The sequence below is a fragment of the Extensimonas soli genome (assembly GCF_029211265.1).
GTDB classification, from domain to species: Bacteria; Pseudomonadota; Gammaproteobacteria; order Burkholderiales; family Burkholderiaceae_C; genus Extensimonas; species Extensimonas soli.
This window is the reverse complement of the sequence record NZ_JARGEL010000016.1, coordinates 39596-57726: the sequence shown is the minus strand read 5'-3', so window position 1 is coordinate 57726 and position 18131 is coordinate 39596. Positions and strand designations below refer to the sequence as shown.

The following is an 18131-nucleotide window of genomic DNA, read 5'->3' as shown; positions in this document are numbered from 1 at the left end:
GCGTCTCAGCGCTTGTGCTGCTCCAGCCACTCTTCGAGGTAATGGATGCTCGTGCCGCCGGTGACGAACTTGGCATCCACCAGCATCTCGCGGTGCAGCGGAATGTTGGTCTGTATGCCCTCGACCACTGTTTCGGCGAGCGCCGTGCGCATGCGCGCGAGCGCTTGCTCGCGCGTGTCGCCGTGCGTGATGATCTTGCCGATCATGGAGTCGTAATTCGGCGGCACGTAGTAATTGGTATAGACGTGCGAATCCACGCGCACGCCCGGCCCTCCAGGCGGGTGCCACATGGTGACGCGGCCCGGCGAAGGGGTGAATTTGTACGCGTCTTCGGCGTTGATGCGGCACTCGATCGCGTGACCGCGCAGCTCGATCTGGCGCTGCGTGAACGGCAGCTTTTCGCCCGCGGCAACCATGATCTGCGTGCGCACGATGTCTATGCCGGTGATCCACTCGGTGACCGGGTGCTCGACCTGCACGCGCGTGTTCATCTCGATGAAGTAGAACTCGCCGTTTTCGAACAGAAATTCGAAGGTGCCCGCGCCGCGGTAGCCGATCTTTTTGCAGGCAGCCACGCAGCGCTCGCCGATGCGCTCGATGAGCCGGCGCGGGATGCCGGGTGCCGGGGCCTCCTCGATCACCTTCTGGTGGCGCCGCTGCATGGAGCAGTCACGCTCGCCCAGGTACACGGCGTTGCGGTGCTTGTCGGCGAGCACCTGGATTTCGATGTGGCGCGGGTTTTGCAGGAATTTTTCCAGATAGACCGAGGGGTTGCCGAAGGCGGCTGCCGCCTCTGACTTGGTGGTTTGCACGGCGTTGATCAGCGCTGCCTCGGTGTGCACCACGCGCATGCCGCGCCCGCCGCCGCCGCCCGCCGCCTTGATGATCACGGGGTAGCCCACGGCGCGGGCGATGCGGCCGATTTGCACCGGATCGTCGGGCAACGCGCCTTCCGAGCCCGGCACGCAGGGCACCCCGGCCTGCACCATGGCCTGCTTGGCCGCAACCTTGTCGCCCATGATGCGGATGGCATCGGGCGTGGGGCCTATGAATTCGAAACCGCTCTTTTGCACGCGCTCGGCAAAATCGGCGTTCTCGCTCAAGAAGCCGTAGCCCGGATGGATGGCCTCGGCGTCGGTCACCTCGGCGGCCGAGATGATGGCCGGCATGTTGAGGTAGCTCAGCGGTGAGGGCGCAGGGCCTATGCACACCGCTTCTTCGGCGAGCTTGACGTACTTGGCGTCGCGGTCGGCCTCGGAATAGACCATCACGGCCTTGACACCCAGCTCCTGGCAGGCGCGCTGGATGCGCAGCGCGATCTCTCCGCGGTTCGCGATCAATATTTTTTTGAACATGCGCCGCCTTACTCGATCGCGAACAGCGGTTGTCCGTATTCGACGGCCTGGCCGTTTTCGCAGAGCACGCGCGTCACGGTGCCGGCCTTGTCGGCCTCGATCTCGTTGAGGATCTTCATGGCCTCGATGATGCACAGGGTGTCGCCTTCTTTCACCTGGCTGCCCACCTCGACGAAGGGCTTGGCGCCAGGGCTGGGTGCGCGGTAGAAAGTGCCCACCATGGGCGACTTGACCACATGCCCGGGCAAGGCCGCAGGTGCGGGCAGTTCGGCCGCTGCTGCAGCGGCGGGCGCTGCCGCCATGGCCATGGGTGCGGGCGCAGCCACCGGGGCGTACTGCTGCACCACGGCCGGGCCGCCCTTGACGATGCGTACCTTGCCCTCGGCTTCGGTGATTTCGAGTTCAGACACGTTCGATTCGGACACGAGGTCGATCAGGGTTTTGAGTTTTCGCAAGTCCATGGGTGCTCCGAAGGCAATACAACGAGAGGGCGCGAATTTACTGCAATTTCGGCCATTTTTGTGCTTTGGTGGATATTTTTCATGATCTGCCGCAATTGGGCGTGATCGTCAGGCGGCCGCGCAGGGTGGAGGCGACCATGAAAAGGTGTTGCGCATGGAGCCGGCAGGAATACGCAAATACTCAGCGCACTGGCAGCGCCGCCCATTGCTGCAGTTCGGCCTCGCTCGCCGCGCCGATTTTACGGTGCCGCACTTTGCCCGCCGCGTCGAAGAGCACCGTGAACGGCAACCCGCCGCCCAGGTTGCCGAGCGCACGCGCCAGCTCGGTGCCGCCCTGCGCGGCCAGGCCGATCGGAAAATCGAGCGGCTGGCGCTGCAAGAAGCGCTGCACCGAGGCCGGCTGATCGATCGCCAGGCCCACCACCTGCCAGCCGGCCTCGCGGTGCGCGCGGTAAAAGCTGTTGAGCAGCGGCAATTCGGCAACGCAGGGCGGGCACCAGGTGGCCCAGAAGTTGAGCAGCAGCGGTCGGCCCGCGAAGCTGCGCAGCGCCAGGCGCGCGCCGCCCTGTGGGGTGTCGAACTCCTGCGCCCAGAGCATCTGCTCCAGATCTGGGGAAGTGCCATCGAGCGCAAGCCTGCGCCAAGCCAGCCAGGCGCCGCCCAGTGCGGCGGCTGCGGCGACACCGGCATAAAGCAGCCGACGCCGGCCGGCACTTGCGGATTCTGCGGAGAGCGGTTTGTTTTCGGTGCGTTGGTTCATGGTTTGGGATGCGGCGGTTCTTGCAGCAGCTGCCGCACCGCAGCGATGTCGCCGCGCGGCGTGCGGCCCTGGGCATCGGGGCGCAGGGCGCCGCGCAGGTCGTCGAGGTCGTAGATCAAGAGGTGCACACCGATTGCCTCGCCCAGCTCAGGCGCGCGGCTGGAGATGCTCAGCGCCTCTACGGGCGCGCCGTGCAGGCCCGGCACCGTGCGCGGCTCGTACTCCACGCTGTGGTTGATGAGGGCGATCTCGGCGGACTTGGGGTCGTCGCAGAAAAGTTGCAGGTAAATGTCGGAAAGCCGCGTGGCCGTGCCGTGCCAGACGGCGCCGCCGAGGTGGGGCCGGAATTCCGCGAGGCGTTCCATCCAACTCAGCGCAAGCTGGCGCAGCGCACGCAGCTCGCGCGGCTGGGTGTCGGCGCAAAAAAGCGCGATGTGCTCGCGCACGGCGGCTTCCACCAGCGTGTTGTCGGGCAGCGGCGTGCGCGCCGGCAGGCCCAGCACCCGCAGCGCTCGGCGCTTGGCCGGGCCCCATTCGAGCCCTTCTTCCACGGCCAGGCGGGCCGCGGTGCTGGCGATTTCGGCGCTCAAGGAGTTGGCTGGCATGGCAGTCGGGCGGCAGTGTGTGCAGCCCGCATTGTGGCGTGAACCCGCAGCCCTGCGCCATACCGCAGCCCGCAGCCCCGCGCAGACCGTTCGAAAACTCCTTTTTTCATAGCTGCTTGCGCTTGATGATTCTGCGCTAGAGGCCAATTTGTCTCCAAGATTACAATGCCCCGCCATGCATATCCACATTCTGGGCATTTGCGGCACTTTCATGGGCGGCGTGGCCGCGCTCGCGCGCGAGGCCGGGCACAAGGTCACGGGCTGCGATGCGGGCGTCTATCCGCCCATGAGCGAGCAGCTGCGCGCGCTGGGCATCGAGCTGATCGAAGGCTTTGGCGCCGACCAGCTCGCGCTCGCGCCCGACATGTTCGTGGTGGGCAACGTGGTCAGCCGCGCGCGGCTGGCCGATGGTGCGCCCAAGTTCCCCTTGATGGAGGCCATCCTCGACGCGGGCCTGCCGTACACCAGCGGCCCGCAGTGGCTGGCCGAGCATGTGCTGCAGGGCCGCCATGTGCTGGCCGTGGCGGGCACGCACGGCAAGACCACCACGACCTCCATGCTCGCGTGGATTTTGCAGAGCGCCGGGCTCACGCCGGGCTTTCTGGTGGGCGGCGTGCCGCTGAATTTCGGCATTTCGGCGCGCCTGGGCGCGCAGGCGCCGGGGCAGCCGCGGCCGCTGTTCGTGATCGAGGCCGACGAATACGACACGGCCTTTTTCGACAAGCGCAGCAAATTCGTGCACTACCGCCCGCGCACGGCGGTGCTCAACAACCTCGAGTTCGACCACGCCGACATCTTCGACGACCTGGCCGCGATCGAGCGCCAGTTCCACCACCTGCTGCGCACCGTGCCGGCTGCCGGGCGCGTGGTGGTCAACGGCCTCGAGGAGAGCCTTGCGCGCGTGCTGCACCAGGGCTGCTGGAGCGAGGTGCGCAGCTTTGGCGCCGCGGTGAGCGATTTTTGCGCCGCGGGCGAGCCGCAGGCTTTCGACGTGCTCGTGCAGGGCCAGCCGCAGGGGCGCGTGGTCTGGTCGCTCACGGGCGTGCACAACCAGCTCAACGCGCTCGCGGCCATCGCGGCGGCGCAGCACGTGGGCGTGCCGGTGGCGCAGGCAGCGCAGGCGCTCGCGGGCTTTCAGAACGTGCGGCGCCGCATGGAACTGCGCGGGCGCGTGGCGCTGCCGGGCGGCGAGGTCACGGTGTACGACGACTTCGCGCACCACCCCACGGCCATGCGCACCACGCTCGACGGCCTGCGCCGCCAGCTAGGAGCCTGTCGGACTTTGGGCGTCGATAGCGAGAATGCGCCCCAGCGAGACCAGTTTTTGCCGGATTTGCCGCCCCATAGCGGGACTATGGGGCAAGAAGACGGTAAAAAATGGGCCGCTGCGGCACATTCGCAGCCGACGATTCCAAAGTCCGACAGGCTCCTAGACGCCTCGGGCCAGCGGCAGGCGCGCATCCTGGCCGTGTTCGAGCCGCGCAGCAACACCATGAAGCTCGGCACCATGAAGGCGCAGCTGCCCTGGGCCCTGGAGCCGGCCGACCTGGCCTTTTGCCACACCGGGGGCCTCGACTGGGACGCACGCGAGGCGCTCGCGCCGCTGGGCGCACGCGCGCAGACCGCGCCCGACATCGCCACGCTGGTGCGCCAGGTCGTGCAGGCCGCGCAGCCGGGCGACCACATCGTGTGCATGAGCAACGGCGGCTTTGGCAGCGTGCACGCCAAGCTGCTCGAAGCACTATCTAAACAATAGCTGCTTGCGCTTGTCCTACCTTGACTAAAGGTAGTTTTTATCCAAATTCGTCGGCACGCGCCTCAAGTACCACCCACGAAGGGATTGCTGCGCCGCTCGCGGCCAAAGGTGCTCTCGGGCCCGTGGCCGGGAATGAACACCGTCTGGTCGCCCATGGGCCACAGGCGCTGAATGATGCTGTCGATCAGCTGCTGATGGTTGCCCCCCGGAAAGTCCGTGCGCCCAATGCTGCCCGCGAACAGCACGTCGCCGACGAAGGCGCGCTCGATCTGCGGCGCGTGGAATACCACGTGGCCCGGCGTGTGGCCCGGCGTGTGGCGCACCTGCAGCGTCTCCTGGCCGACCTGCACGCTGTCGCCATCGTGCAGCCAGCGCGTGGGCGTGAACGGCACGGCGGGCGCAAAGCCGAAGGCCGTGCTTTGCTGCGCCAGGCCGTCGATCCAGAACTGGTCGCCCGGGTGCGGGCCGACGATGGGGATGCCCAGGTATTGCGCGAGCTCACCCGCGCCGCCGGCGTGGTCAATGTGCGCGTGCGTGAGCCAGATTTGCGTGGGCTTGACGCCCAGGCGCCGGACTTCGGCGAGCAGCTGCTCGATGTCGCCGCCCGGGTCGATGAACGCCGCCTCGTGCGTGGCATCGCACCAGACGATGGAGCAGTTCTGCTGGAAAGGCGTGACGGGGAGGGTGCGGTAGTGGAGCATGGCGGGTTCCGTAGGGGAAATGGACGGGTCACAAATTGCTCGCGGCGATCACCTCGGGCATGTCGGTCAGGCCTTGCAGCACTTTTTCGATGCCGTCCTGGCGCAGCGTCAGCATGCCGGCGGCGAGCGCCGAATGGCGGATGTCCGAGGCTGGCGCGCGGTGGCGGATGTGCTGGCGGATGCTGTCGTCGCTCAGCATCAGCTCGTGAATGCCCATGCGCCCGCGGTAGCCATGGCCCTCGCATTCCTTGCAGCCCACGTGCTTCCACAGGCGCAGTTCGCCGCCCTGGCCGCCGAAGCGCTGGCGCCACTGCGCAATCAGCGCCGCGCGGACTTCGGGCGTGTGGGTGGTGCCGCTTTCGAGGTACTGCGAGGCCAGGCTGTCGAGCTCGTCGGCCTCGGCCACGCGCGGGGCGCGGCAGGCCGTGCACAGGCGCCGCACCAGCCGCTGCGCGAGGATGCCCAGCAGCGAATCGGAAAAGTTGAACGGATCGAGCCCGATTTCGAGCAGCCGCGTGATGCTCTCGGGCGCCGAATTGGTGTGCAGCGTGGAGAGCACCAGATGCCCGGTGAGCGAGGCCTCGATCGCGATGCGCGCGGTTTCCTCGTCGCGCATTTCGCCGATCATGATCACGTCCGGGTCGGCGCGCAAAAAGGTGCGCATGGCCGAGGCGAAGGTCCAGCCGATGCGCGGGTTCATCTGCACCTGGCGCAGCCCGGCCTGCGAGATTTCGATCGGGTCTTCGGCCGTCCAGATCTTGCGGCTGTCGGTATTGAGCTCGCGGATCACCGAATGCAGCGTGGTCGTCTTGCCGCTGCCCGTGGGGCCGCAGACCAGGATCAGGCCGTAGCTCTTGCGCATCAAGGTGCGCAGCCCCGTCAGATTGCCCGGGCTCAGCCCGATCTGGTCGAGCGGCAGCGGCTTGGCGCCCGCGAGCAGGCGCAGCACCACGTCCTCGAGCCCGCGCGAAGTGGGCACCGTGACCACGCGCAGCTCGACCGGCGGGCCGCCGAAGCGCGCAAAGTCGATCTTGCCGTCCTGCGGCTTGCGGTGCTCCGAAATGTCCATCACCGCCATGATCTTGAGGCGCGCCACGAGCGCAAAACGATAGCGCGCGGGCAGCTCCAGATATGGCTGCAGATCGCCATCGATGCGCAGGCGTATGCGCACCGGCTGCGGCGGCGACTCGGTTTCGATGTGGATGTCGGAGGCGCGGTGGGAAATGGCCTCGCTGATGAGCGAATTGATCAGGCGCACCAGGGTGTTGTCGGATTCGCTGATGACGTCGGCCGGCGTCACGTCGAGGTCGCCACCCGCCGCATCCAGGTTGGAGGCAAGCTCTTGAGCCGTCGTCGGCTGGTTCATGGCGCCTGCCGCGGCGGGTGCAGCCTTTTTCGCGCCGGCATTCGCGCCGCCGGCACCGCCATAAAAGCGGCTGATCGCCGGCAGCAGCGTGCCCGGCGCAGCATGCACCGGAATCAGGCGCCGCTGCGTCAGAAAGCGCAGCTCGTCGAGCAGCACACGGTCGTGCGGGTCCGCCATCAGCAGCACCAGCGCATCGTCGCGCGCGAGCAGCGGCAGCACCGATTCACGCTCGGCCACCGTGCGCGGCACCAGCTCCAGGGCTGCAGGGTCGGGCGCCAGCTTGCCGGGATCGACCACATATTCGCCCAGCCAGCTGTCGATGACACGCTGCAGCTGCTCGGGCGTGACATGGCCGTGGCTGGCAAGGATTTGCCCCAGATGCGGGTCTTTGCCAGTTTGGCGTTCCAGCTGCTGAATCTGCAGCGCATCGGCGAGCACGGGCGCGCTGATCAGGCCCGCGTGCACCAGCGCCTCACCGAGGTGGTGGGCTTTGCCTATGACCGGATGCGGGACGGTGACCAGTTTCCACAGTGCCTCGGCATGCGGCGGTGTGAAGGTGGGCGTCGGCGCCTCGGGGGTCGGGTCGACCAAAACAGGATCGGAAATATCGGACATAAGCAAAAGCTTGGGTAAGCAAAGGCGTTTGTGCGCGCAAAGCCATCAAAGCGCCAAAGCGTAATCGACCGTGATCGGCGCGTGGTCGGAAAAGCGCTGCTCCTTGTAAACATGCTCGGCGCGTGCCAATTCCGCGAGGGCCGGCGTGGCCAGGTGGTAGTCGAGCCGCCAGCCCACGTTCTTCGCCCAGGCCTGGCCGCGGTTGCTCCACCAGGTGTAGGCCGCGTCCGTAGCGCTGGGCTGCAGGTGGCGATAAACGTCCACCAGCCCAAGCGGGTTGTCATTCGTGCGCAACAGCTTTGTCAGCCAGGCGCGCTCTTCGGGCAGAAAACCGCTGTTTTTCTGGTTGCTGCGCCAGTTTTTCAGGTCTATGGGCTGGTGCGCGATGTTGAGGTCGCCGCAGAGGATGAACTCGCGCTCGGCCTGCAGATGCAGCAGGTGTGGGTAAACCGCCTCGAGAAAGCGGAACTTGGCCTGCTGGCGCTCCTCGCCCGAGGAGCCGCTCGGGAAGTACGCGCTCACGATGGAGAGCTTGCGCGCGGGCGTGTCGAAGCGCAGCTCGACGTAGCGCCCCTCGGCATCGAATTCGGGTACGCCAAAACCCGTCAGCACGTCGCTGGGCGTGTGGCGCGTGTAGATGCCCACGCCCGCGTAGCCTTTTTTCTGCGCAAAGTGAAAATAGCCCTGCAATCCGGCAAGCTGCTCGAAGCGTCCCTGCACGTCGGCGGCCTGGGCCTTGACCTCCTGCACGCAAATACAATCCGGCCGCATGGAGGCAATCCATTCCTCTACGCCTTTGCTGGCGGCCGAGCGGATGCCGTTGAGATTGAGGCTGCTTAACTTGAACAAGGGTTTTTCCATGGGAGACAAGGGCGTACAAAGCGCACCACAAAGCCAGCTGGCGCAGGACTTCGTGCGTTTCGCCGTCGAGACCGGTGTGTTGCGCTTCGGCGAATTCAAGACCAAGGCGGGGCGCCTGAGCCCTTATTTCTTCAATGCCGGGCTGTTCGACGACGGCGCCAAGCTCGGCCGGCTCGCGCAATTCTATGCAAGCGCGCTGCAAGCAAGCGGCATCGCCTTCGACATGGTGTTCGGCCCGGCCTACAAGGGCATCCCGCTCGCGGCCACGGTGGCCGTGGAACTCGCGCGCCAAGGGCGCAACGTGCCCTTCGCCTACAACCGCAAAGAGGCCAAAGACCACGGTGAGGGCGGCACGCTGGTGGGCGCGCCGCTGCGCGGGCGCGTGCTCATCATCGACGACGTGATGTCCGCGGGCACCGCAGCGCGCGAGTCGATCGCGCTGATCCGCGCCGCCGGCGCCACGCCGCATGCGATGGTGGTCGCACTCGACCGGCAGGAAAAAGCCACCGAAAACGGCCAGGACGTGCCCTACAGCGCCGTGCAGTACGTGCGCCGTGAGCTCGGCCTGCAGGTGTGCGCGATTGCGCGCCTGGCAGATTTATTGCTGTACCTGTCCGACGCGGCCGGGGACGCAATGGCAGCCCACCGCGCCCGGGTGCTCGCCTATCGCGAGCGCTACGGGGTCGATGACGATGGCGGGGGAGCGATTTTTTGACCAAATTCTGGAACCTCGGTGCGGCGCTGCTCGCAGGCCTTGGCACCATTGCCGCAGGCGCGCAACCCCCCACGGGTGGCAGCATCTACACCTGCACCGATGCCCAGGGCCGGCGCATCACGTCCGACCGCCCCATCGTCGAATGCCTGGACCGCGAGCAGCGTGAACTCAGCCCCATGGGCGTGACGCGCCGCAAAATCGGCCCCTCGCTCACCGAACCGGAACGTGCAGCCCTCGAAGCGCAACGCCGCAAAGAGGCCGAGGAGCAATCGCGCATGCTCGAAGAGCGCCGCCGCAACCGCGTCCTGCTCGCGCGCTACCCGAACCAGGCTGCGCACGATGCCGAGCGCGCCGCCGCGCTGGCACAGGTCGACGAGGTCACGGCCATCGCCCGCAAGCGCCTGCAGGAATTGCTGCAGGAGCGCAAGGCGCTGGATACGGAGATGGAGTTCTATCAAAAAGACCCGAGCAAAGCCCCCCTGAAACTGCGCCGCCAGGTTGCCGACAACCAGGACGAAACAGCCGCGCAGTGGCGCTTCATTGCCGCGCAGGAGCAGGAAAAGCGCCGTATTCAACAGCGTTTCGACGCGGAGCTTGCGCAGCTGCGCGAGCTGTGGCGCAGCCAAGGCCAGCCTTCCGCCGCCGCGGCGCCTGTGTCAACGCCTCCCCCTGCCCTCAACCCGCCATCGGTACGCTGAAGGACGGGCCGAGCAGGCCGCCGCTGCGCTCTCTCATCCCTCGAGCCTGGCGCGCAGCAACGCATTCACCTGCTGTGGATTCGCCTTGCCTTTGCTCGCCTTCATCACCTGCCCGACGAGCGCGTTGAAGGCCTTGTCCTTGCCGGCCTTGAACTGCGCCACGTTGTCGGGGTTCGCGGCGATCACCTCGGCGATGATCTGCTCGAGCGCGCCGGCATCGTTCACCTGCTTGAGACCCTTGGCTTCGATCAAGGCATCGACGTCGCCGCCCTCGCCCTTCCCTTCGCCTTTCCATAAGGCGTCGAACACCTGGCGCGCCGCGTTGTTGCTGAGCGTGTCGTCCGCGATGCGCGCAATCAGCGCCGCAAGCTGCGCAGCGCCCACGGGCGAGTGCGCGATGCCGATTTCCTCGGCGTTCAGGCGCCGCGAGACTTCGCCCATGATCCAGTTGCTCGCGAGCTTGGGCTGGCCGCAAGCGCGCGCCACGGCCTCGAAGTACGCGGCCATCGCGGGCGACTGCGTGAGCGTGCTCGCGTCGTACTCGGGCAAGCCGTAGTCCACTACGAAGCGCGCCGCCATGGCACGCGGCAATTCGGGCATCAGCCTACGCTGTTCCTCGACCCATTGCTCTGAAATATGGAGCGGTGGCAAATCTGGATCGGGGAAATAACGGTAGTCGGCCGCGTCCTCCTTGGTGCGCATGGCGCGCGTCTCGCCCGTCGCGGGGTCGAACAGCACCGTGGCCTGCTGGATCGCGTGGCCGTCCTCGAGCTGCTCGATCTGCCAGCGGATCTCGTAGTCGATCGCCTGCTGCATGAACTTGAAGCTGTTGAGGTTCTTGATCTCGCGCCGCGTGCCCAGCGGCTGGCCGGGCTTGCGCACGCTCACGTTCGCGTCGCAGCGAAAGCTCCCCTCCTGCATGTTGCCGTCGCAGATGCCTATCCAGGTGACGATCTTGTGCAGCTCGCGGGCGTAGGCCACGGCTTCGGCGGTGGAGCGCATGTCGGGCTCGGTGACGATTTCCAGCAGCGGCGTGCCGGCACGGTTCAGGTCGATGCCGCTCATGCCGTGGAACTCTTCGTGCAGCGACTTGCCCGCATCCTCCTCGAGGTGCGCGCGCACCAGGCGCACGGTTTTTTTCGCGTCGCCCACGTAAAACGACACCTCGCCGCCTTGCACCACGGGAATTTCGTACTGGCTGATCTGGTAGCCCTTGGGCAGGTCGGGGTAGAAATAGTTTTTGCGCGCAAAAATGCTCATAGGCGCAATGTGGGAGCCGAGTGCGAGTCCCAATTTGATAGCGCATTCGACGGCCGCGCGGTTCATCACCGGCAGCGTGCCCGGCAAGGCCAGATCGACCGCGCAAGCCTGCGTATTGGGCTCGGCGCCAAACGCCGTGGAGGCGCGGCTGAAGATTTTGCTGCGCGTGGCCAGCTGCGCATGGGTTTCGAAACCGATCACGACTTCGTAGCCGTGGATCAAATTGCTGCTCGTCATCATCACAACCCCCCGGGCTGGCGCAAATGAAAATCCGTCACCTGCTGCAAGCGGTGCGCTGCGTTCAGCAGCCGGGCTTCCTGAAAATAGTTGCCTATGAGCTGCAGCCCCACGGGCATGCCGTGCGCACCAAAGCCCGCGGGCACGCTCATGCCGGGCAGGCCCGCGAGCGAGGCGGGCAGGGTGTAGATGTCGGCCAGGTAGTCGGCGAGCGGGTCGCTGCCGTGTGCGCCCAGGGACCAGGCCACGCTCGGTGCGACGGGGCCGGCGATCAGGTCGCAGTGCGTGAAAGCCTGCTGGAAGTCGTCGGCGATCATGCGGCGGATTTTTTGCGCCTGCAGGTAGTAGGCGTCGTAGTAGCCGTGGCTCAGCACGTAGGTGCCTATCATGATGCGGCGCTTGACCTCGTCGCCGAAGCCTTCGGCGCGGGTCTTTTTGTACATGTCTTCGAGGTCGGTGTAGTCGCGTGCGCGGTGGCCAAACTTGACGCCGTCGTAGCGGCTCAGGTTGGAGCTCGCCTCGGCGGGCGCGATGATGTAGTACACCGGAATCGATAGCTCGGTGCGCGGCAGGCGGATGGGCACGAGCGTGGCGCCGAGTTTTTCGTACTCCTTGAGCGCGGCTTCGACCGTGGCGCGCACGTCTTCGGCCAGCCCCTCACCGAAAAACTCGGCGGGGATGCCGATGCGCAGGCCATCGAAGCTGTCGCCCAGCCGCGCGCTGAAGTCTTCGGCGGGCAGGTCGAGTGAAGTCGAATCGCGGTCGGGGTCGGGGCCGCACAGGGCCGACAGCAGCAGCGCGCAGTCCTGCGCCGAACGCGCCATGGGGCCGGCCTGGTCGAGGCTGGAGGCAAAGGCGATCATGCCGTAGCGCGAGGCGCGCCCGTAGGTCGGCTTGATGCCCGTGATGCCGCAAAACGAGGCGGGTTGGCGGATCGAGCCGCCAGTGTCGGTGCCCGTCGCGGCGGGCGCCAGGCGCGCCGCCACGGCCACCGCACTGCCGCCCGAGGAGCCGCCGGGCACGCGAGCGGTGTCCCAGGGGTTGCGCACCGGCGCGGGCGCGTCAAAGCCCAGTGGCGCGATGGCCGAGTTTTCGTTGGCCGAACCCATGGCGAATTCGTCGCAATTGAGCTTGCCCAGCGTCACGCAGCCGGCCGCGGCGAGGCGCTGCACCACGGTCGCGTCGAACGGTGACTGGTAGCCCGCGAGCATTTTCGAGCCCGCGGTGCTCGGGAAGTCCTGGGTGACGAAGATGTCCTTGTGTGCGATGGGCACGCCTTCGAGCGGGCCGCCCGTGCCGGCCTGCAGGCGCGCATCGGCGGCGCGTGCCTGCGCGAGCGTCGCTTCTTCGTTCAGCGCGAGGTAGGCACCCAGGTGCTGGTGGGTGCGCGCGCGCGCCAGAAAATGCTGCGCCGCTTCGACGGCGGACACGCGGCGGGCGCGCAATTGGGCGGCGAGTTCGGCCACGCCCAGATCGTGCAATGCAGGGGTCGATGTCATGCGCGGCCTCACTCGATGACTTTGGGCACGAGGTACAGGCCGCGCTCCACGGCCGGCGCGCTGCGCTGGTTGCGCTCACGCTGGTTGGGCTCGCTCGCGACGTCGTCGCGCAGCCGCAGGGCCACGGGCTGCACGGTGGCGACGGGGTGCGGCAGCGGCGTGAGGCCGCTGGTATCGACGGCGCGCATCTGCTCGACGATGGCAAAAAAGCCGTTGAGCTGCGTGTGCATGCGCTCGGCTTCGGCGGGGCTGAGCGCAAGCCGCGCCAGGTGCGCGATGCGCCCGATGTCCTGGGGTGTCAGTGCCATAAAAACAAGGGTGGAAGTGGTGCTGCCACAGATGTAAAACTGTGCTGCGCGCCAAGCCGTGGCACGGTTCGCGCAGAGGGGATCGGGTATTATCCCGGCTTTGCCGCAATACCCTCCCTCCTGCCGGTCATTGTGCGAAAAAAGCAAAACTTTTGACCCCACCAACCCGGCACTGGCAGGCCGCACGTGCATGCCGTGCCCCAGAGGATTTTGAATGTTCGGAGCTTTCCGTCGGTATTTCTCCACCGACCTGGCCATTGATCTTGGCACGGCCAACACCCTGATTTTTGCGCGCGACAAGGGCATCGTGCTTGATGAGCCCTCGGTCGTCGCGATCCGTCACGAAGGCGGCCCGCACGGCAAGAAAGTCATCCAGGCCGTGGGCCGCGAAGCCAAAGCCATGCTGGGCAAGGTGCCCGGCAATATCGAAGCCATCCGCCCGATGAAGGACGGCGTGATTGCCGACTTCGTGATCACCGAGCAGATGATCAAGCAGTTCATCAAGATGGTGCACCCGCGCACCCTGCTCACGCCGAGCCCGCGCATCATCATCTGCGTGCCCTGCGGCTCCACGCAGGTCGAGCGCCGCGCCATCAAGGACGCGGCCGAAGCGGCTGGCGCCACAGCGGTCTATCTGATCGAGGAGCCCATGGCCGCAGGCATAGGTGCGGGCCTGCCCGTGAGCGAGGCTTCGGGCTCCATGGTCGTCGATATCGGTGGCGGCACGACCGAAGTCGGCGTGATCTCGCTCGGCGGCATGGTCTACAAAGGCAGCGTGCGCGTGGGCGGCGACAAGTTCGACGAGGCCATCATCAACTACATCCGCCGCAACTACGGCATGCTGATCGGCGAGCCCACGGCCGAACTCATCAAAAAGACCATAGGCTCGGCCTTTCCGGGTTCGGAAGTGCGCGAGATGGAAGTCAAGGGGCGCAACCTCAGCGAGGGCGTGCCGCGCAGCTTCACCATTTCGAGCAACGAAGTGCTCGAAGCGCTCACCGACCCGCTCAACCAGATCGTCTCGGCCGTCAAGAACGCACTCGAGCAGACACCGCCCGAGCTCGGCGCGGACATTGCCGAGCGCGGCATGATGCTCACGGGCGGCGGCGCGCTGCTGCGCGACCTCGACCGCCTGCTCGCCGAGGAAACCGGCCTGCCCGTGCTCGTGGCCGAAGACCCGCTGACCTGCGTGGTGCGCGGCTGCGGCATCGCGCTCGAGCGCATGGACCGGCTCGGCAGCATTTTCACGAGCGAATGAGGCGTTTGGAGCGCCGCGCGATCATGCCCTGCGGATGCCAGTGCGCGCGCTTGTGGCCCCTGCACGGATGCCCGCATCGCACCTTGCCGTCGGCTTCGCTCTGATCGCCCCCTCCTGAACCCGCCCCATGCCGCCCGCAACCCTGGAGCGCAGCGCGCCCTCGCTCTTCAAACAGGGGCCGTCGCCGCTGTCGCAACTGGCGCTGTACGCTGCACTGGCGCTGTTCCTGATGGTGGCCGATGCGCGTTTTCAGCTCGTAGGGCCGCTGCGCCGGGCCGTGGCCACAGTGCTGTACCCCGCGCAGTGGCTGATGCGCCAGCCCGTGGAGTTCGCACACCAGGGGCTGGACTACTTTCAGTCGCTGCACCAGGCCGAGGCTGAAGCCCGGGCCGCGCGCGCCCAGATGCTGCAGCTCGCGCAGCGCGCGCACCAGACGGACTTGCTCCTTCAGGAAAACCAGCAACTGCGTCAATTGCTGCAGCTGAAAAACCGGCTGGACACCCCGGCCCAGGCGGCCGAGGTGATCTACGACGCGGCCGATCCGTTCAGCCGCCGCGTGGTCATAGACCGCGGCCAGGCCGCGGGCGTGGTGGCGGGCGCGCCCGTCATCGATGCCGCGGGCGTGCTCGGCCAGGTGACGCGCGTGCTGCCGCTCGTGAGCGAAGTCACGCTGCTGATCGACCGCGAGCAGGCGACGCCCGTACAGAACATGCGCACCGGGGCGCGCGGCGTGGCCTTTGGTGACCCGGTGGCGGGTCACAGCGGCAGCCTGGAACTGCGCTTCATGCCCAGCAGTGCGGACATCCGCGAAGGCGACCTGCTCAGCACCAGCGGCGTCGATGGCGTTTATCCGCCGGGCCAGCCCGTGGCCCGGGTGCTGCGCGTCGAGCGCCGCGCCGATTCGACCTTTGCGCGCGTCGCCTGTGCACCGCTCGCCCAGGTGCAGGGCGCGCGCCACGTGCTCGTGCTGCAGCCGCTCGCCGCGCAGCTGCCGGAGCGCCCACCGGCCTCGGCCCTCGAAGCGCCTGCTGCGAAAAAGAAAGGCAAGGGCGAAAGCAAGACCGAAAAGACCGAAGGCAAGGGAGGACGCGCACCATGATCATGCCGCGCGGGCAGCCGCTGCTGTTGCCGGCCAAGCCTTTTTTCATCGCCGCGAGCCTGGTCGCCGGGCTGGCGCTGAACATGCTGCCGCTCGGGCGCGTGGTCTGGCTGCCGGACTTCCTCATGCTGCTGCTCGCTTTCTGGTGCGTGCACCAGCCGCAGCGCGTGGGCATGGGCACGGCTTTCGTGCTGGGCCTGTGCATGGACGTGCAAGCCACCAGCCTGCTGGGCCAGCATGCGCTCGCCTACACCGTGCTCGCCTACGGCGCCGCGGCGCTGCAGCGACGGCTCGCGTGGTTCAGCGCCTGGGCGCAGGCCTTGCACGTGCTGCCGCTGCTGCTGCTCGCGCACGCGATGGCGCTGGCCGTGGGGCTCGCCTGGGGTGGTGTGTTCCCGGGCCTGGCCGGTGTCATTGCACCGTTGCTCGAAACCCTGCTGTGGCCGCTGGCGAGCTGGGTCCTGCTGGCCCCCCAGCGCCGCCCGCCCGCGCGCGACGAAAACCGCCCCTTGTGACCATGCCGAGGTTTGCGCGCCTTCGCCAGACCGCACTGCGCCTGCGCAGGCGCCTGCAGGGCAGCGATGCGCCATGGCCGGGCGAAGAGGTCGCGTTCGTCGCCGAGCTGCGCAACGTCCAGGCCGACGCGGCGGACTTTCGCCTGCGCGTGCTCGTCATGGGCGCGGTGGTGCTGCTGGCGTTTGGCCTGGTGCTCGCGCGGCTGGTGTACCTGCAGGTGATACGCCACGAAGACCTGGCTGCGCAGGCCGAGAGCAACCGCACGGCAGTGCTGCCCATCGTGCCCAGTCGCGGTTTGATCCTGGACCGCAACGGCGTGGTGCTCGCGAGCAACTACGCCGCGTACACGCTCGAGATCACGCCCTCCAAGGTGCCCGACCTCGAAGCCACGCTGGACGCGCTGGCGCAGGTGGTCGAGATCCAGCCGCGCGACCGCAGGCGCTTCAAGCGCCTGCTCGAAGAATCGCGCAACTTCGATTCGCTGCCCATACGCACGCGCCTCACGGACGAAGAGGTGGCGCGCTTTGCGGCGCAGCGCTTTCGCTTTCCGGGCGTCGATGTGAAGGCACGGCTCTTTCGCAGCTACCCCCTCGCCGAGACCGCGAGCCACGCCATAGGCTACATAGGCCGCATCAACCAGGCGGAAAAAGAGCGCATCCAGGACTCGGACGACGAGGCCAACTACCGCGGCACCGAATACATAGGCAAGCTGGGCATAGAGCAAAACTATGAGGCGCTGCTGCACGGCACCACGGGCGTGGAGCTGATGGAAACCTCTGCCGGCGGACGCGCCGTGCGCAAGCTCGCGAGCCGCCCGGCCACGCCGGGCAGCAACGTGGTGCTCGCGCTCGACATCAAGCTGCAACAAATGGTCGAAGACCTGTTCGGCGAGCGGCGCGGCGCGCTCGTGGCTCTGGACCCGCGCACGGGCGAAGTGCTCGCGCTCGTCTCCAAACCCACGTTCGACCCGAACCTGTTCGTCGAAGGCATAGACGTGGAGAACTGGACGGCGCTCAACGAATCGCTCGACAAGCCCCTGCTCAACCGCGCCCTGCGCGGCACCTACCCGCCGGGCTCGACCTACAAACCCTTCATGGCGCTGGCCGCGCTCGAACTGGGCAAACGCACCCCGCGCGACACCATCGTCGATCGCGGCGCGTGGACCTTCGGCGGCCACACCTTCCGTAGCCACGAAGACGGCGGCCTGGGCGTGGTGGACATGCACCGCGCGATCATGCTCTCGAGCAACGTCTATTTCTACTCCCTCGCGAACGACCTGGGCGTGGACGCCATCCACGATTTCATGAAGCCGCTGGACTTCGGGCAGGTCACCGGCATAGACCTCGGCGGCGAACTGCGCGGCGTGCTGCCCAGCCAGGCCTGGAAGCGCGCCACCTACCGCCGCCCCGAGCAAAAAGTCTGGTACGCGGGCGAGACCATTTCGCTGGGCATAGGCCAGGGCTACAACAACTTCACCATCCTGCAGCTTGCCCAGGCCACGGCCACGCTGGCCAATGGCGGGGTGCGCCACCGCCCGCACCTGGGGCTGGCCACGCTCGATCCGGTCACGCACGCGCGCCAGACGCTGCCCGCAGAGCCCGGCGTGAACCTCGGCTTCAAGCCTGAAAACGTCGAGGTGGTGCACCGCGCCATGGTCGGCGTGACGCAGCAGGGCACCGCCGCGCGGGCCTTTGCCGGCGCGCGCTACCTCTCGGCGGGCAAGACCGGCACGGCGCAGGCCGTGACCATAGGGCAGAAGGAAAAATACAACGCCAGCAAACTGCAGGAGCGCCAGCGCGACCACGCGCTCTACATGGCCTTCGCCCCGGCCGAGTCGCCGCGCATCGCGCTCGCGGTGATCGTCGAAAACGCCGGCTGGGGCGCGAGTGCTGCCGCGCCGATCGCGCGGCGCGTGTTCGACTACTGGTTGTTGGGCGAATACCCGAGCGAGGAAGACATCGCGGCGGTGCGCAGCGGCAAGGCCACCGCACCGATCGGCAAGCCAAGGCAGGCGGCCGAAGTGCCGCTGTCGCCCGCAGTGCAACAAGCGCCTTGACCCAG

17 protein-coding genes are annotated in these 18131 nt (G+C 67.1%); 7 read left to right on the top strand and 10 right to left on the bottom strand.

Going from position 1 to position 18131, the window contains the following annotated elements; all coding sequences use genetic code 11:
• Positions 1-5 precede the first annotated feature (5 nt).
• From accC to PYV55_RS07365, 4 genes are all read right to left on the bottom strand, one after another.
• Positions 6-1355, bottom strand: a complete 1350-nt coding sequence (gene accC, locus PYV55_RS07380) for an acetyl-CoA carboxylase biotin carboxylase subunit (RefSeq protein WP_275850041.1) — start codon at positions 1353-1355, stop codon at positions 6-8.
• 8 nt (positions 1356-1363) lie between these two features.
• The gene (accB, locus tag PYV55_RS07375; protein ID WP_275850040.1) at positions 1364-1816 is read right to left on the bottom strand and encodes an acetyl-CoA carboxylase biotin carboxyl carrier protein; all 453 of its coding nucleotides are present in this window, start codon (positions 1814-1816) and stop codon (positions 1364-1366) included.
• 181 nt (positions 1817-1997) lie between these two features.
• Entirely contained in the window at positions 1998-2576 is a 579-nt protein-coding gene (locus PYV55_RS07370) for a TlpA family protein disulfide reductase (RefSeq protein ID WP_275850039.1), read from the bottom strand.
• Positions 2573-3181 (bottom strand): hypothetical protein, encoded by a 609-nt coding sequence (locus tag PYV55_RS07365; RefSeq protein ID WP_275850038.1) that lies wholly within the window; start codon positions 3179-3181, stop codon positions 2573-2575. Before PYV55_RS07365 ends, PYV55_RS07370 begins: the two co-directional genes overlap by 4 nt.
• A gap of 175 nt (positions 3182-3356) precedes the next feature.
• Here PYV55_RS07365 and mpl point away from each other — a divergent pair, with 175 nt between their 5' ends.
• Positions 3357-4937 carry a UDP-N-acetylmuramate:L-alanyl-gamma-D-glutamyl-meso-diaminopimelate ligase gene (gene mpl, locus PYV55_RS07360; RefSeq protein WP_275850037.1) on the top strand — a complete coding sequence of 527 codons (1581 nt, stop codon included), beginning with the start codon at positions 3357-3359 and terminating at the stop codon, positions 4935-4937.
• A gap of 62 nt (positions 4938-4999) precedes the next feature.
• Here mpl and PYV55_RS07355 read toward each other — a convergent pair whose 3' ends face one another.
• The 3 genes from PYV55_RS07355 to PYV55_RS07345 are packed head-to-tail and all read right to left on the bottom strand — an operon-like array spanning position 5000 to position 8468.
• On the bottom strand, positions 5000-5638 hold the full coding sequence (locus PYV55_RS07355; RefSeq protein ID WP_275850036.1) for an MBL fold metallo-hydrolase: 639 nt from the start codon (positions 5636-5638) through the stop codon (positions 5000-5002).
• A gap of 28 nt (positions 5639-5666) precedes the next feature.
• The gene (locus PYV55_RS07350; protein WP_275850035.1) at positions 5667-7619 is read right to left on the bottom strand and encodes a GspE/PulE family protein; all 1953 of its coding nucleotides are present in this window, start codon (positions 7617-7619) and stop codon (positions 5667-5669) included.
• Positions 7620-7664: 45 nt separating this feature from the next.
• On the bottom strand, positions 7665-8468 hold the full coding sequence (locus PYV55_RS07345) for an exodeoxyribonuclease III (protein ID WP_275850176.1): 804 nt from the start codon (positions 8466-8468) through the stop codon (positions 7665-7667).
• Between the two features lie 10 nt (positions 8469-8478).
• On the opposite strand from PYV55_RS07345, the gene pyrE reads away from it, so the two are divergent.
• Positions 8479-9195, top strand: coding sequence for an orotate phosphoribosyltransferase (gene pyrE / locus PYV55_RS07340; RefSeq protein WP_275850034.1), 717 nt, complete (start codon positions 8479-8481; stop codon positions 9193-9195).
• Positions 9192-9893 (top strand): DUF4124 domain-containing protein, encoded by a 702-nt coding sequence (locus PYV55_RS07335; protein WP_407066781.1) that lies wholly within the window; start codon positions 9192-9194, stop codon positions 9891-9893. Before pyrE ends, PYV55_RS07335 begins: the two co-directional genes overlap by 4 nt.
• 33 nt (positions 9894-9926) lie before the next feature.
• Here PYV55_RS07335 and gatB read toward each other — a convergent pair whose 3' ends face one another.
• From gatB to gatC, 3 genes are read right to left on the bottom strand one after another with little or no spacing between them, the layout of a single operon-like run.
• On the bottom strand, positions 9927-11393 hold the full coding sequence (gene gatB, locus PYV55_RS07330) for an Asp-tRNA(Asn)/Glu-tRNA(Gln) amidotransferase subunit GatB (RefSeq protein ID WP_275850033.1): 1467 nt from the start codon (positions 11391-11393) through the stop codon (positions 9927-9929).
• The gene (gene gatA, locus PYV55_RS07325; protein WP_275850032.1) at positions 11393-12889 is read right to left on the bottom strand and encodes an Asp-tRNA(Asn)/Glu-tRNA(Gln) amidotransferase subunit GatA; all 1497 of its coding nucleotides are present in this window, start codon (positions 12887-12889) and stop codon (positions 11393-11395) included. The genes gatB and gatA overlap by 1 nt, the downstream gene beginning before the upstream one ends.
• A gap of 8 nt (positions 12890-12897) precedes the next feature.
• Complete coding sequence (gene gatC / locus PYV55_RS07320) at positions 12898-13197, bottom strand: Asp-tRNA(Asn)/Glu-tRNA(Gln) amidotransferase subunit GatC (protein WP_275850031.1); 300 nt, start codon at positions 13195-13197, stop codon at positions 12898-12900.
• A gap of 214 nt (positions 13198-13411) precedes the next feature.
• Here gatC and PYV55_RS07315 point away from each other — a divergent pair, with 214 nt between their 5' ends.
• The 4 genes from PYV55_RS07315 (at position 13412) to mrdA (ending at position 18126) form a co-directional block, all read left to right on the top strand.
• Positions 13412-14455, top strand: a complete 1044-nt coding sequence (locus tag PYV55_RS07315; RefSeq protein WP_114482545.1) for a rod shape-determining protein — start codon at positions 13412-13414, stop codon at positions 14453-14455.
• Positions 14456-14582: 127 nt separating this feature from the next.
• Positions 14583-15554, top strand: a complete 972-nt coding sequence (gene mreC, locus PYV55_RS07310; RefSeq protein WP_275850030.1) for a rod shape-determining protein MreC — start codon at positions 14583-14585, stop codon at positions 15552-15554.
• Complete coding sequence (gene mreD / locus PYV55_RS07305; RefSeq protein ID WP_275850029.1) at positions 15551-16069, top strand: rod shape-determining protein MreD; 519 nt, start codon at positions 15551-15553, stop codon at positions 16067-16069. Before mreC ends, mreD begins: the two co-directional genes overlap by 4 nt.
• A 158-nt stretch (positions 16070-16227) precedes the next feature.
• Complete coding sequence (gene mrdA / locus PYV55_RS07300; RefSeq protein WP_275850174.1) at positions 16228-18126, top strand: penicillin-binding protein 2; 1899 nt, start codon at positions 16228-16230, stop codon at positions 18124-18126.
• Positions 18127-18131 lie beyond the last annotated feature (5 nt).